At 75.7% G+C, this 13919-nt stretch carries 10 protein-coding genes; 2 read left to right on the forward strand and 8 right to left on the reverse strand.

Translation table 11 applies throughout. From position 1 onward, the window contains the following. The first annotated feature begins 248 nt into the window (after positions 1 to 248). Together H7K62_RS20915 and H7K62_RS20920 are read left to right on the forward strand one after the other, a co-directional pair. Positions 249 to 599 carry an integrase core domain-containing protein gene (locus H7K62_RS20915; RefSeq protein ID WP_186722405.1) on the forward strand — a complete coding sequence of 117 codons (351 nt, stop codon included), beginning with the start codon at positions 249 to 251 and terminating at the stop codon, positions 597 to 599. 342 nt (positions 600 to 941) lie between these two features. Continuing rightward, on the forward strand, positions 942 to 1580 hold the full coding sequence (locus tag H7K62_RS20920; RefSeq protein ID WP_186722407.1) for a hypothetical protein: 639 nt from the start codon (positions 942 to 944) through the stop codon (positions 1578 to 1580). An 18-nt stretch (positions 1581 to 1598) separates the two neighbouring features. Here the strand turns inward: H7K62_RS20920 and H7K62_RS20925 are convergent, their stop codons facing one another. From H7K62_RS20925 to H7K62_RS20960, 8 genes are all read right to left on the reverse strand, one after another. Next, entirely contained in the window at positions 1599 to 2090 is a 492-nt protein-coding gene (locus H7K62_RS20925) for a hypothetical protein (protein ID WP_186722409.1), read from the reverse strand. 11 nt (positions 2091 to 2101) lie between these two features. Next, entirely contained in the window at positions 2102 to 3265 is a 1164-nt protein-coding gene (locus H7K62_RS20930) for a WXG100 family type VII secretion target (RefSeq protein WP_186722411.1), read from the reverse strand. Between the two features lie 58 nt (positions 3266 to 3323). Further along, entirely contained in the window at positions 3324 to 3590 is a 267-nt protein-coding gene (locus H7K62_RS20935; RefSeq protein ID WP_186722419.1) for a WXG100 family type VII secretion target, read from the reverse strand. Between the two features lie 148 nt (positions 3591 to 3738). Continuing rightward, the gene (locus H7K62_RS23355) at positions 3739 to 4974 is read right to left on the reverse strand and encodes an RDD family protein (protein WP_186722421.1); all 1236 of its coding nucleotides are present in this window, start codon (positions 4972 to 4974) and stop codon (positions 3739 to 3741) included. Further along, positions 4974 to 9395 (reverse strand): FtsK/SpoIIIE domain-containing protein, encoded by a 4422-nt coding sequence (locus tag H7K62_RS20945; protein ID WP_186722423.1) that lies wholly within the window; start codon positions 9393 to 9395, stop codon positions 4974 to 4976. The genes H7K62_RS23355 and H7K62_RS20945 overlap by 1 nt, the downstream gene beginning before the upstream one ends. 19 nt (positions 9396 to 9414) lie before the next feature. Further along, the gene (locus H7K62_RS20950) at positions 9415 to 11673 is read right to left on the reverse strand and encodes a transglutaminase-like domain-containing protein (RefSeq protein ID WP_186722426.1); all 2259 of its coding nucleotides are present in this window, start codon (positions 11671 to 11673) and stop codon (positions 9415 to 9417) included. Continuing rightward, positions 11670 to 12917: a DUF58 domain-containing protein gene (locus tag H7K62_RS20955; protein ID WP_186722428.1), complete on the reverse strand. Its 1248-nt coding sequence runs from the start codon at positions 12915 to 12917 to the stop codon at positions 11670 to 11672. Before H7K62_RS20955 ends, H7K62_RS20950 begins: the two co-directional genes overlap by 4 nt. 7 nt (positions 12918 to 12924) lie before the next feature. Then, entirely contained in the window at positions 12925 to 13908 is a 984-nt protein-coding gene (locus H7K62_RS20960; RefSeq protein ID WP_186722430.1) for an AAA family ATPase, read from the reverse strand. Positions 13909 to 13919: the final 11 nt, after the last annotated feature.

Below are 13919 nucleotides of genomic sequence, written 5' to 3' on the forward strand. Positions count from 1 at the left end.
CGAGCAGCGTCCACAGTTCGTCGCTGATCGAGTCCATGGCGGGGGAAGGCGCCTTGGACGGCATGCCTCAGCAGGTTGCTCCGAGCCCCACAAGATCGCTACCGGACATCTGCAACGTCTTCTAAGCCGAGGTCGATGAAGGTCTACGTCCGGGCACCACCACCGACGAAGCGCAACGGATCGCCAAGCTCGAGCTGAAGCTGGGGCTGTGGACTCAGGCGCACGCCGGCCGCGATGTCGCCGGCGTCGTGGCGCGCTCGGACAAGGGCGCCCAGTACGTCGCGATTCGCTACATCCAGCGCCTGACCGAGGCCAGCGCCGACGCGTCGGTCGGGTCCACCGGCGACTCGTATGACAACGCCCTGGCTGAGGCGTTCAACTCGCTGTTCAAGGCCGAGCTGGTCCGTCACCGGGGCCCGTGGAAGGGAACCGACGACCTGGAGATCGCGGTGGCGGAGTACGTCGACTGCGTCAACCAGCGACGTCTACACGGCGAACTGGGCCTGGTCCCGCCGGTGAAGTTCGAGGCCAATTACTACGCCAGCACCGCTGGCATCCGCGTTCCGGCTACCGTCGAGGCGTTAGTTTCGAGTCTCTGACAGAGACAGACCGTAGCCCGGCGGCGTCAGCGACTGGCCGCCGTACCCGGCGTGGGACTGCACCAGCCCTATGGGGTCGGCAGCCCGGGCTGGCCGGGCTGCTGCTGGCCGGAAACGGCCGGCGGGCGGTCGAAGGCGTCGTCGTTGCTCATGTGCTCCGACTCGCACGCCGCGACCTACACGGCCGACGGCTCCTCCCCCACGGTAGAGCTCAGGTGGCGCGCAGCGGCCCGCGCTGAGCCGCTCGTCGTCACCCTCCGTCACCTCCGCCGGGGGACGGGCGATGCGCCAGCGGCAGGGAGCGTCATCGCTCCACCTCGAGCCGTCGGGCAGGGTGGCGCCGTGCCTGCGAAGCGCTCCCACCGCCCGGCTCCGAGGCGCCGCCGCACCGCGCCGGTGCGCCCTTCCTCGCTGGTCACCCCGCTGGAGAAGTTCACGTCCTTGCACGACGAGGTGCAGACCTGGCTGGTCGAGACGGCACCTGACCTGGGCGCCGACGAGCTGCAGTCGATCCACCGGGACATGGCCCTCACCGTCAGGCTGGCCCAGGAGGCCGCGGGGCTGACCCGCCTCGGTGCGTGGACCATCGAGCACGTCCAGGCCCTGGTCGCGGCGGCCTCCCACGTGGAGGGGCGGCTCATCGAGGACGCCGGTGGCGCTGGCGCCGCCGGCGTCGACCCCGCGGTCGCTGACCTCACCGAGCGCGTCGTCGCCGCGCTGGGCCCGCTCGCGGCGTTCCTCGTGAGCACCGACCGCTGGAGCGGCAGACAGGAAGACCTCGACGACGTGCACGCCCTGCTCGACCACCTCTCCCCCGCGACCGCGCAGGCACGGGCGCTCGCCGAGGTGCTCGACCGCCCCGACGACCCCGCCGCGCAGGCCGCCGAGGCCGCAGCGCTCACGGAACGGCCTGCATCGTGGGTGGAGGAAGTCCTCACCCGAGCGCTCGACGAGATCAGGATCCCCCCCCCGTTCCGTTAGCACGGAACCGGGCTGTACTCATGGCTGTCGCGCCTCCGTCGTGTCGCTGCCGCCCGCGGTGCTGCGGGGTTCGCTGGTCAGGTCCGCCGAGGCCACAACGCGGCGCAGCCCGTCAACGACATCGGCGGGGGCTCCCCCACCGACGGTGCCGACGCAAGTGAGGGTGGTCCCGCCATCTCGGGGCACCAGCAGCCGGTAGACGGTGACCTGCGCGCCGCCCTCAGCACCTCGATGGGCCACCTCGAGCACCTGCTCCTCGCGACCGTCTGCGGTGTCCCGACGCCCCTCGAACGCCGTGGTCGCCTCCAGCAGGCCCGCAGCCCCCAGGCGCAGCGCGTCCCAGGCGGCATCTGCCGAGTCGGCGGTGTCGAGCGCCACCTGCACGCTCGGGGCCATGACGCCGTCTGCCGGCTCCGGGCCGACCACGAGGAGCACGAAGCCGGAGGCCTGCAGCTCCCCCCACGTCGGCGGGACGTCGGCGGTGACCACCAGCGGCGTCCCCGTGATCATGCGGGTGAGTCTCATCGGATCCCCTTCCAGAAACGTGCTGCGCCCTCGGCGACGTCGTCGGCGAGCTCGGTCGGATCCACGCTGACGTCGACAGCGCCACCAGCGCCCAGCCCGATCGCCGCTCCCACGTTGGCCCTGAACCCGACCTTGTGCGCCGTGAGCGACAGGCCCGCGTCGGCCTGGGCCCCGGCACCAGCGTGCCCCTGCACCTGGGCGTCCACCGTCAGGGGGCCGAACTTGGTGCCCAGCCCGGCGGTGACCGTGGCCATGACGCCGGCCTCGGCCTTGGCGTTGAGGTCGGCCCCCTTCGGTCCCACCTGCACCTTCCCGCCGGCGTCGGCGTAGGCCTTGAGCTCACCGGCCACCCGGGCGTGGGCGTTGACCGCGTCGGTGCCGACACGACCGGCGGCGGACGCGCTCACGGCCGCTACCACCCCGACGCCTGCGGCGGCCGCGAGACCGTCTGAGGAGAGCTTCGCTGAGGCGTCAGCGGTGACCGAGGCCTCTGCTAGGGCCGCGGCGTCGTACTGGAACAGGCCGTCGGCCGTGGCTCCGTGGTGAGAGGCCTCGACGTGCCCCTCCACGCCGGTGTGCGCCTCGCCCAGCCCGAGCTGCGGGCTGAGGTGCACGGCCTCCACCAGGGTGTCGACGTCTCCCTGCCAGTGCAGGAACTCCGACAGCAGGTGCGGATCACGTGCCAGCTCGGTCAGCAGCGCGCGGGTGGTGTTCGAGGCGCCGTCCAGGCGCTCCAGCACGGTGAAGAGACCCGGGGGGAAGAACCGGTCGGAGTAGGCGAGGTCTGGTCGCTCGACAACGCCGCGCAGCAGAGGACCGAGGACCGAACGGCCAGCTGCGCCCAGGAGGAGGCCGTCTCCAAAACCCCCTCCTGCGCCCGTGCTGCCGCCGGAGGAGCTGGCGCGCTCCTGCTCGTCGGCGTTGCGCCGCAGCGTGCGGGCCGCCTCCTCCAGCAGGCCGACGGCGGATCGGAGCGCCACGAGGTCCGTGCCGTTGAAGCGGCGCCGGTAGTCGTCGGCGCGCTGCCCGGTCCACGGGGCCGCCGCCAGCGACGCCCGGACCCCCTCCCCCAGGGTCCGGACGCGCTGGGCGCCCAGGTCCAGCTGGCGGGCGAGGTCGCGCAGCTGCGCGACATCAGCTCCGGTCAGGTTCCCTGCCACGCCCCGCCCCTCCCCTCGTCACGCTGCGCGGTGTTCTGCGGTGTGCTGGCCGGCCGCCTCAGCGGCCCGAGACGTCGCGCTGCTCGCGGGCGTTGCGGGAGGCGGCCTGGCTGGCCTGGTTCAGGCCGTCGACCACGCGCTGCAGCGCGGTGCGGTGGGTGCCGTTCCACTCGTTGAGGAACTGCTGCTGGTCGTTGCCGACCCACTCGGCGCTCTGCAGCAGGCTGGAGAGCTTGGCGGACAGCTGCTGGATCTGCTGACCGGCGTCGCTCAGCTGACGCGCGACACCCTCGACCTGCTCCACGTTCATGCCGACCATCGCCATGGCTGCCTCCTTCATCAGGCCCCGAGCGCTGTGCCCGGGGGCTCCTCCCCGGCTGTTCCGGGGTGGTGGGTGAACTCCACCGCAGCGGCGCTGCGGCGTCGATGGGGACAACTCCCCGCCGTCGAGAAGAGCCCTGCGAGCAGCAGTTTCAGGTGCGCTGCACCGTGATGACCACGCCCCCGAGGGAGAGCTGGTCCCCGGTGCGCAGCTCGGTGCGGTCCTCCGGGACCAGCCGACGGGGCGGCTCGCCGGCCCGGACCAGCTGCGTGCCGTTCGTAGAGCCACGATCGACGGCCCACAGCGCCCCGCCCTCGGGGCGCAGCAGCAGGTGGGTCTTGGACACGAGCCGGTCTCCGTCGCGGACAGGCACCAGAGCGGCCGCGTCCTCCCCGCCTCGCGGCGCCGGGTCTCGCCCCAGCAGGGTGGCCTTGTCGACGACGACGGCGGTGCCGTCGGCGAGCACCACCCGCCAGCCTCCGACGGAGGGCGGGGTCGACGGGCGCCGCACGTAGCGCGTGACGTCCTCGTCGTCATCCTCGGCCTCAGGGGCTGTGGAGGTCGACGCAGCGGCGGCCGCCCCGCCTGCAGCCGGCGCGGACGGCGACGGCGGCGACGACGGCCCAGGTGGTGCCGGTGGCACCGGTGGCGCGGAGGAGCCGGGCACGCCGGTGATGAGCCCCGTGGTCGGCGGTGGCGGGGCTGGCGCAGGAGCGGGCGCACGATGCGGAGGTGGCGGCGCGAGCCGCGGGGCCGACGACGACTCGCTCGAAGCTCGCGGCGCGGGCGCCACCGGGGCAGCCGGGCCCGGGGCGCTGACCGGCACCGGACGGTCCAGCGGCTGGCCGAACGGCCGCGCCTGATCCGGCGCCGCGTCGGATGGGTCCGGCGGGCCGGAGACGGCCCGCTCGTCGACGACGATGCTGTCGAAGGCCTGGTCGTGCCACATGCGGCCGCCACGGCTGGGATCCCGCGCTACGAGGACGATCATGATGATCGTGGCGATGCCGAACGTCAGGCCACCGATGAGCCCGAGGACGAACACCCGGCCGAAGGCCTGTCCCGTCGTGAGGTTCTCCCCGCTGCTGACGCGCGCGACACGCAGTCCCAGCAGCCTCTTGCCGGGGCTGGCACTGCGCGACTCCATGACGGCCAGGGCCACCGACCACGCCAGGCCGCCGAAGAGGTAGACGAAGATCACGATGACGCTGCCGGCGCCCGAGACGGCTCCCGCGCCCGCCTGCTCGCCCAGGGCGATCACGAGCAGCCCGAGGAAGAACACCACGAGCACCGCCACCACTCCGATGGCGGTGTTGATGAGGTAGGCGCCGATGCGGCGGTCCAGCGGGGCGGGAACCGGCTGTGGCGGGTGCAGACCGAACGACATCACGACACCTCCGGGAGAGCGACCTGCACCCGCACGGCAGCGCCGCGGGAGACGAGCAGCCCGCGCCCGGGCGGGAACTCCGCCCGGGCCACGCGGGGGAAGGCGGTGCGGAAGACGGCGTCGCCGTCCACCTGGTCCGGCTGCAGCACCACGCCGCGCCGCCCGGCGCGCACGGCGGTCAGCAGCGGGCCCCACTGGGTCAGTGCGCTGGTCTCGCCGTCCACCAGCAGCGTGTGGCCGCCGCGGAGGCAGGCAGCGACGAGGTCCACCAGGGCGGTCTCAGCCAGACCGCCGACGTGCAGCGGAGCGTCCTCGACCACCACGAGGTGCGGGGCGGGTGCGTTGCCAGGGCGGCCCAGCTCGTCGAGCACTCGGCGGGCGGCCTCGTCCACCGCTTCGGGGCCTACGGCGCGGGAGGTCCACGCGAGCAGACCGGTCAGCGACGACGGGTCTGCGCTGAGCAGGTGCGTGCGCACCTGCGGGCACCAGCGCTGCACGCTGCGCGCCAGGGAGGCCAGTGCGGTGGTGCGTCCGCTGGCGGGCGGTCCCGCCACGACGAACACCCCGCGCGGGTCGAAGCCCACGGGCGCGAGCCCGTCGTCCTCCACGCCCAGCACCGGCAGGCCGCCCACCGCCACGGGCAGGTCGGCCAGCGGCACCCGCTCGGGCAAGCGTCCCACCGGCTCAGCCACCGCACCGGGGCGGCGCGCCACGCTCGTGGCCAACGCACGCAGGGCCTCGCTCTGGTGGCGCACGCTGCGCGAGCCCCCGAGAACCGCCACCTGCACCTCGCGCCCGTCCAGTACGCCGCGACCGGGCGGTGAGGCGGCACCGAGCACGTCCTTGGGCACGTCGACGAGGGCGTAGTCGTCCTCGGAGGCCAGGCGCAGCACCAGGCGGCGCTGCACGGACGAGGCCAGCGCCGGTGGGATGCCACCGGGTCGGTCGTTGCTCACCGCCAGGTGCACGCCCACCGCCCGCCCGTCGCTGGCCACCTGCAGCAGCGCGGTGAACCACGGCGCGCCGCGGCCCACCTCGTAGGCCTCGCGGAACGCGCCCAGCCCGTCGAGGAGCACCAGCACGCGCGGTTCCTCGGGGGCTCCGGCCAGCTCGCGGTACTCGGTGATGGTGGAGGCGCGCGCTGCCGCGTACCGCCGACCCCGCTCCTCCACCAGGGCGCGCAGGCGCGCCAGGAGGCGCACCACGCGCTCGCCGTCGTCCCCGGAGACCACCGACCCCACGTGCGGCAGCCCCTCCAGGATCGCCAGGCCACCCCCGGCGAAGTCGAGGGCGTGCACGTGCACCGGCCCGCCGCGCGGGGTGATGGCCGCCGCCACCGCCAGCGTGCGCAGCGCGGTGCTCTTGCCGGAGCCGCCCGTGCCCAGCACCAACAGGTTGCCCTCGGAGTCGGGGTGGAAGGCCACCGGCAGCTGCCGCTGGTGGTCGGGGTCGTCGGCCATGCCTAGCACCAGCTCGCGGTCGTGGCGCTGACGCAGGTCCGCCAGGTCGTACCCGTCACCCAGCGGCTCCAGCCAGGGGCGGCGCGGTGTCGGCAGCTCGGCCAGCTGCGCGGCCGTCTGCAGTGCGCCCACCAGGCGCGTGACATCGGTGGGGCCGTCGTCGTCGTCAGCGGTCGAGGAGGACGCCGACGGCCAGGGCCGCCCCCCGGCGCCCAGCCCCTCCACCGAGACCTCCGCGGCCGCGGGGCGCCCGCTGCCCGAGCGGCCACCGGCGTAGGCCGCCTGGAAGGGCGTGAGGCTGGTGGGCCCGCTGCGGGCCAGGGCGCGGCCTGGCACCGACGGGTCGATCTCGGCGGCGGCGGGGTCGCCCACCACGTCGTCGGAGTCTTCGGCGTCGGCCAGGCGCAGGGCGATCCGCAGCGCCGTGTTGGCCCGCAGGCTGCCGGTGATGACGCCGGCGGGGCGCTGCGTGGCCAGCACCAGGTGCAAGCCGAGGGAGCGGCCGCGCTGGGCGACGTCGACCACGCCGTCGACGAACTCCGGCACCTCCCCCGCCAGCGCCGCGAACTCGTCCACCACGATCACCAGGCTCGTTGGGGTGGCGGGGTCGCCGCTGCGCTCCATGGTCAGCAGGTCCTTGTGACCACCGGCCGCCAGCACGCGCTCGCGGTGGCGCAGCTCGGCGCGCAGCGACGTCAGCGCCCGCCGCACGAGGTGCGGGGTGAGGTCGGTGACCAGTCCCACCGCGTGCGGCAGCTCGGTGCACGCACCGAACGCCGAGCCGCCCTTGTAGTCCACGAAGAGGAACGTCAGCCGCTGCGGGGAGTGCCCCGCGGCCAGGGCCAGCACCCACGACTGGAGGAACTCGCTCTTGCCCGACCCGGTGGTGCCGCCCACCAGCGCGTGCGGCCCGTGCAGGCGCAGGTCCAGCACGAACGGCTCCAGCGCAGTGAGCCCGACCGCGGCGCGCAGCCCGTCACCGCGCGCCTCGCCCCACCGCTCGAGCGCGGCCTGCGGGTCGAGCGCGGCCGCACCGCCGAGCAGGTCGAGCAGCGCGGTGGAGCGGGGCAGGTCGCTGCCGTCATCGATGCGGGCGCCGGAGTCGACCACGGGCGCCAACCGGCGCGCGAAGGCCTCCGCGACCTCCGCCGTCACCGTCTCGCAGGCCACCGGGTCCACCCGGGTGCCGGTGCGCGGCAGCTGCGCGGAGGCACTGCCGTCAGGGCGCACGGCGACCACCGCCCGGCACGCCGACGGCAGCGCCTCCACCTCGGCGGCGCACCACAGGACGACGATGCCCACCGCCGACCCGCTCTCGGCCAGCTGCACCAGACGGCTGCGCTCGACAGGCGAGTCGCGGCCGACCACGAGCAGCACCGCGGGCAGCGGGCCGTGGTGCTCGTCGGGCTGCTGGACGGACTGCCGAGGACGGGCGGCGCCCGGCTCAGCAGCGCCGGCGCGCAGCTCCACCAGCTGCTCCAGGCGAGCTACGAGCGCGGCTCCGTCAGCGGCCCCGGCCGCGAGGTGGGCGGCGGTGGACCCGCCGAGCGGCGAGGCCGCCGAGCTGGTGTGCGGCAGCCAGCGCAGCCAGCTCCAGGCGGCAGCGCCGGCCGCACCGGTGGTGGCGGTCACCACCACCTCGGCCGGGGAGTGCAGCGCGACGAGCTGCACCACGAGGGCGCGGGCGGTGCCGTCGGCGTGCTCGCCGCGCCCGGCGACGCCCACCACGCCCGCCGGCGCATGGGCGGTGCTGTCCGCGGCGGTGAGCAGGGGCACCACCACGGGCACGCCGGTGAGGGTGGCGCGGCGCTCGACCAGCTCGGCCACGGCCCGCAGGTGTTCGGGACGGCCGCGCACCCCGGAGGAGACCGCCACGTGGTGGCGTGCGGGCGCAGCACCCAGGCCCAACCGCAGGGCCAGGAAGCGCGCGGAGTCGGGACGTCGGCACCACAGCAGCGGCTGGAGCCGGTAGGCCGCGGCCACCGCGTCCGCCGTGGAGGGCGCCTCGGCCAGCCGGTCCTGGCGCTCCTGCTCCTGCAGGTGGCCGAGTTGCTCGTCGAGGGCCGCCAGCGCGGCGGTGAACGCAGCCGCCTCCTGCCGCTCCTGGCGGCGGCCCGCAAGGCGCTGGTCGAGCCAGACCGCCACCGCGAGCACGGGGCTGAGCAGCACGAACACGAGCGAGAGCAGGGAGCCGGTCACCACCAGCAGCACCACGCCGGCCACCAGAGGGGCGAGCATCGCGAGCAGCGGCAGCGGGTAGGGCTGCACAGCACCGGGGGGCTCGGGCGGCTCCAGCGCGGCACCCGTCGGGGGCTTCTCGGACACCGGCGACCTCACGAAGGCGACGGAGGTGCTGCCGTCCTCGCGAGCACCCGAGCGTGGCAGCAGCCGCACCGACAGCTGCGTCTCGCCGACCACCACGACATCGGAGGGGCTCAGGACGGCGCGCCCCACGGGCCCTCCGCCCACAGCGGTGCCGTTGGCGGAGCCCAGGTCCACCACCTCGGCCACCTCGCCCACCACGAGGCGGGCGTGCCGCTTGGAGGCGAGCGGGTCGTCCACCACCACGTCGCAGCGCGGGTCGCGCCCGATCACGGCGGTGCCGGCGGGCAGCTCCACCTGCCGGCCCGCGTGCGGGCCGGTGAGCACGGTGAGCACCGCGGCGGTGGGCCCGCGGTCAGCCCGGGGGTCGGCCCAGGACCGGCCGGCGGTGGTGGCCGAGACGGTGGCCCCGGAGGCCAAGGGGGCCTCGGCGAGAGGCTGAGACGGGTCGAGCACGAGGTCGGGCAGACCCCCGTCGGCGTGGCGGCGCAGCGTGAGGCTGCTCGTAGCGGCGGGACTGCTGGGGCCACCCGCGTCGAGGGCTGCTGCGACGTCGTGCACGGTAGCCACCACGTCGGCCGCCACGAGCACGTCCTGCGGCGCGCCGCCACGGTCCACCCAGGTCAGCTTGAGCCTCACCTCAGCTCCACCGGTCCCCTCACCGCCGGCGCCACAGGCTGCGGGGCGTCACGCGCGCCCACAGGCGGCGGCGCCGGCTGGTGCCGGCGCGCAGGTGCCCGAGCAGTTCATCGAGCTCCGACCAGGTGCCGGTGACCTCCGGCTCGCTGGGCTGCCTCGGGGCGAACGCCCCGGCGTCCACGCGCTCGGCCAGGGCGGTGGCGGCGGCACGCTGCTCGGGCGGCAGCACCGCGGCCGCCTCGCGGCGGGTCGCCCGGACCGGTGGTGCCGCGCCGAGGTCGCGTGCGGTGTCCACCAGCTCTTCCCAGGCACCCACCATCCGCTGCGCGCCGTCGCCGCGGGTGCGGCGGCGGCGCTGGCGCAGCGCCTTGGTCAGCACCAGGCCGCCCGACAGCAGCACCACGAGGAGCACGGGCGCGCCCCCGGCGGCGATGCTCCCCCACGGGAGGCCACCGGCGCTGCGGTCGCGGTCGGGCTGGTCGGTGTCGGTGGAGCGCGCCTGCGGCTGCTGCGGCTGGGGAGCCGGCTCCTGCTGGGGCTGCACCTGCGGCTCAGGCACCGAGCGCGGCCGGGCGGACTGCGGCTGCGGCACGCGGCTCGGGTCGGGTGTCGCGTCGACCGCCACCCACCCCACGCCCTGCACGTCCACCTCGGTCCAGGCGCGCACGTCACCGCCGGTCACCGTCACCGCACCACCACCGCCCCCTCGTCCGCCGGCGGCCTGCGGCGCGAAACCCATGACCACCCGCGACGACAGGCCGACCTGCCGGGCCGCGAGCGCCATGAGGGCCGCGTACTGCTCGTCGTCGCCGATCATCTGGTCCGACGCCAGCATCGAGGCGAGCCGGCCAGCGCCGTGGCCGGCGCGCGAGGCGGCGTCTCCCTCCAGACCGTGGCTGAAGAAGCCCTGCTGGAGCGCCGTTGCGAGGCCCTGCGCGCGCTGCGCCGCCGAACCGTCGCCGGCGTGCTCGGCGGCGAAGGCCCCCACGCCGGTGGGCACGGTGGCCGGGGCGGGCAGCGCGGTGGTGGCCGCAGGCGCGGTGGCGGCGCGCGGGTCGGCCAGCAGCTGGGTGAGGGTGATGGCGGTCACCGGCTCGGCCCGGACGGTGTACCCGTCGCCCGGGGCCAGGCCGGCCGACGTCACGGCGACCTGGGCGGCGGAGTCGTAGTGCAGCCCCTGCTGGAGGGCGGCGGCGCGGGGACCGGTGAAGCGCACATCGGTGACGTCACCGGTGGTGGGCAGCCAGACGCCGGAGTAGCCGCGGTCGACCACGCCCAGCCGCACGGTCGCGCCCGAGGGCGCCTCCCCCGCCAGCGGCACCCAGCGCCCCGACCCCGGCGACGGCGCGGACCCGGCGACGTCCCACACCGTGCCGTCGTAGGCGTCCATGACCGCCAGCCGCAGCCGCGCGCCCTGCGGCAGCCCGGTGACCTCGAAGACCGTCTGGTCGCGCAGGTCCTTGACGTAGTGGCGGTAGGCCGCCAGCGGGCTGGGGTAGGAGGCCGGGTCGAACGGCGGGGTGAGGGCGTCACGCAGCACGAGGCGCGGGGTGCTCGCGCCGACCGCCGGAGCCGCGAGCACCCCGCCCACCGCGCCGAGGGCGAGCAGCGCCGCAGCACCGACCGGGCGTCTCCACGACCGCGCGGCAGGGGCGGCCGGGGTGCCGGCGGGTGACGAGCTGCGGTCGCGCCGCCAGGAGGCCCACGCCAGCGACCCGACCACCAGCGCCGCACCGCGCAGCGCCGGCGCGAGCGGCTGGTCAGTGCCAAGCAGCGCCGTGACCACCAGCACCGCGGGCGCGGGCAGCAGCGCCACCCACCAGGCGCGGCGCTGCTGCACCCCCGCGGTCACCACGGCCCCGGCCACCAGTGCCACCACGAGGGGCGCCACGAGCACCGCGCCGCTGCCCGCCCCGGGTTGCACGGGCGCGGGCAGAGTGAGCAGCTCCTTCCAGCTGCGCAGCGCACCAGCGAGCACCGCCACCGTGCTGGACGGCGTGGGCAGCACCCCGGCGAGCGCCCGGCCCGGCACCGCTGCGGCCGGTCCTGCGACCAGCAGGACGACGACGGCGGCGGCGCTGGTCAGCAGCACCGGCCAGCGCCAGCGCACCGCGGCGAGGCCCAGGGCGGCGCCGAGCGCCGCGCCGGCGGCCACCACCGCCACCCAGCGCAGGCCGTCGAGCACGCCGACCCAGCCGAGGCTGGCCACGCCGACCAGCCCCAGGACGGCGGCGACGTCTGCGACCAGGCGCAGCGCCGGGTGGGGCTGCACGCTCACAGGGACGCCGCCCGGGCTGCCCGAGGCAGAGCCAAGAGGTCCGTCAGGCCCACGACCGCCAGGCGCCCGCTGGCGCTGACCCCGGCGAGGGCTGACGGCTGCTGCGCGGGGATCCGTGCGCCTTCGCCGCCGAGCGCACGCACCACGACCACCGGAACGTCGACCGGAAGCGCCCGGGCGCCCCGCTGCACCTGCGCCAGCGCTCCGTGGGCGCCGGTCAGCACCACGGTCCCGCTCGCGCCGGACCGGCGGGCGGCGTCGCGCAGCAGCACCGCGACACCACCCGCGTCGTCGTCGGCCTTCTGGGAGCGGTGGGCGAGGGCGTTGTCGTCGAGGGCCGGCAGGTCCGCGAGGGAGTCGAGGAGGGCGCGCGGGGTGGCGGTCGGCAGCGGCCCCCGCGTGGTGAGCACAGTGGTGCGCTGCTCGGAGCGCATCGCTGAGAGCGCCCACGAGCCCGCCGCGCTGATGGCCAGCTCCAGCTCCGCCGCGCTGGCGTAGTCCGCCGGGGCCGTGGAGAGGACGACGACGACGTGCGCGCGGCGCGACTCGTCGTACTGGCGCACCACCAGCTCGCCCGTGCGCGCCGACGTGCGCCAGTGCACGTGGCGGCGGTCGTCGCCGGGCACGTACTGGCGCAGGGCGTGGAAGGCGATGTCACTGGAGGTGAGGGAGCCGCTGGCCGCGCCGTCGAGGTCGGGGCTGCGCCCGGTGGCGGGCAGGTCGAGGCGCACCGTGCGCGGGTGCACGCGCACGCTCTGCGGGGCAGTCCAGCGGACAGTGCGCCGCAGCAGGCCGAGCGGATCGCCGCGCACCGAGCTCACCGGGCCCACCACCACCACGCCGCGGCGGTCTGTGGGCAGCAGGAAGCCCTCCTCGTGCACCTGGCCGGGTGCCAGCGAAGGCAGGGGGAAGCTGGCCGTCAGGTCACCGACGGGCAGGTCGATGCGCGCGGGCAGCAGCCGGTGGCGGGCGGCGCACGTGATCCGCAGCTCGCCGATCGCCCGCTCGCCGACCACGACGCGGTCGGCGTGGACGACCACCTCGACGCGGTAGTCGGAGCGGCCGAGCGTGAAGAGCCCGGCGACGACGAGCACGGCCGCGCCGGCCAACGCCCCGGCGCGCAGCTCCACCCAGCCGGTCGGGCCAGCGGCCGCAGTGAGGACCGCGGTGGCGGCGAGCAGGGCCCAGCCGGCAGCGCTGGGGACGCGCAGGGCCCGGCGGGCCAGCCGCTGCAGCGCGCTCATCGGGCGGTCACTGGACCGATGGGGCCGGGTCGCGGCGGGCCACGGGCGGCGCCTCGGCAGCGAGCACCCCGCTGAGGACCTGCTCGGCGGTGGCGCCGGAGAACTCGGCGTCGGCGTCGAGCAGCACGCGGTGGGCCAGGACCGGCTCGGCGAGGGCCTTGACGTCGTCAGGGACCACGTAGTCGCGCCCGTGGCTGGCGGCCCACGTGCGCACCACCCGCACCAGCGCCAGGGCACCGCGGACGCTGACGCCGAGCCGGACTCCGGGCGCGACGCGGGTGGCCTCCACCAGACGGGTCACGTAGTCGAGCAGGGCCGGGTCGACGTCCACCTGCGAGGCCAGCTCGCTCATCTGCACCACAGCGCTGGGGGTGATGAGTGGCTCCACCACCACCGGGGTTCGGCCGCGCCCGGCCGAGGCCGCGAGGATCGCCACCGTGCTGGAGCGGTCGGGGTAGCCCAGGCTCGTGCGCAGCAGGAACCGGTCCAGCTGGGCCTCGGGGAGCTTGTACGTGCCGGCCTGCTCGACGGGGTTCTGCGTGGCGATCACCATGAACGGCTCGCCCACCTCGTGGCTGGTGCGGTCGACCGTGACGCGCCCCTCCTCCATGACCTCCAGCAGCGCCGCTTGCGTCTTGGGGCTGGCGCGGTTGATCTCGTCGGCCAGGACGACCGAGGCGAAGACCGGTCCGCGGTGGAAGTCGAAGTCCTTCGTGCGCTGGTCGTAGATGGACACGCCCGTGACGTCGCTGGGCAGCAGGTCGGGGGTGAACTGGATCCGCTGGTGCGTGCCCTGCACGGTCTGCGCGAGCGCCCGGGCCAGGCTGGTCTTGCCCGTGCCGGGGACGTCCTCGAGGAGCAGGTGGCCCTGGGAGAGCAGGCAGGCGACCGCCAGCCGCACCACCTGCGTGCGCCCGACCACCACCTTCTCGACGTTGGCCACCAGCTGGTCGAAGGTCTGCGCGAACCACTGCGCCTGCTCCGGCGTCATCGCGCCCCTCC

This window comes from Quadrisphaera sp. RL12-1S (assembly GCF_014270065.1).
Lineage (GTDB): Bacteria > Actinomycetota > Actinomycetes > Actinomycetales > Quadrisphaeraceae > Quadrisphaera.

Excerpts from the sequence above, each read along its gene's own strand:
- H7K62_RS23355 (WP_186722421.1), bottom strand. The coding sequence starts at position 4,974 with ATGTCGTTCGGTCTGCACCCGCCACAGCCGGTTCCCGCCCCGCTGGAC.
- H7K62_RS20955 (WP_186722428.1), bottom strand. The coding sequence starts at position 12,917 with ATGAGCGCGCTGCAGCGGCTGGCCCGCCGGGCCCTGCGCGTCCCCAGC.
- H7K62_RS20925 (WP_186722409.1), bottom strand. The coding sequence starts at position 2,090 with ATGATCACGGGGACGCCGCTGGTGGTCACCGCCGACGTCCCGCCGACG.
- H7K62_RS20935 (WP_186722419.1), bottom strand. The coding sequence starts at position 3,590 with ATGGCGATGGTCGGCATGAACGTGGAGCAGGTCGAGGGTGTCGCGCGT.
- H7K62_RS20960 (WP_186722430.1), bottom strand. The coding sequence starts at position 13,908 with ATGACGCCGGAGCAGGCGCAGTGGTTCGCGCAGACCTTCGACCAGCTG.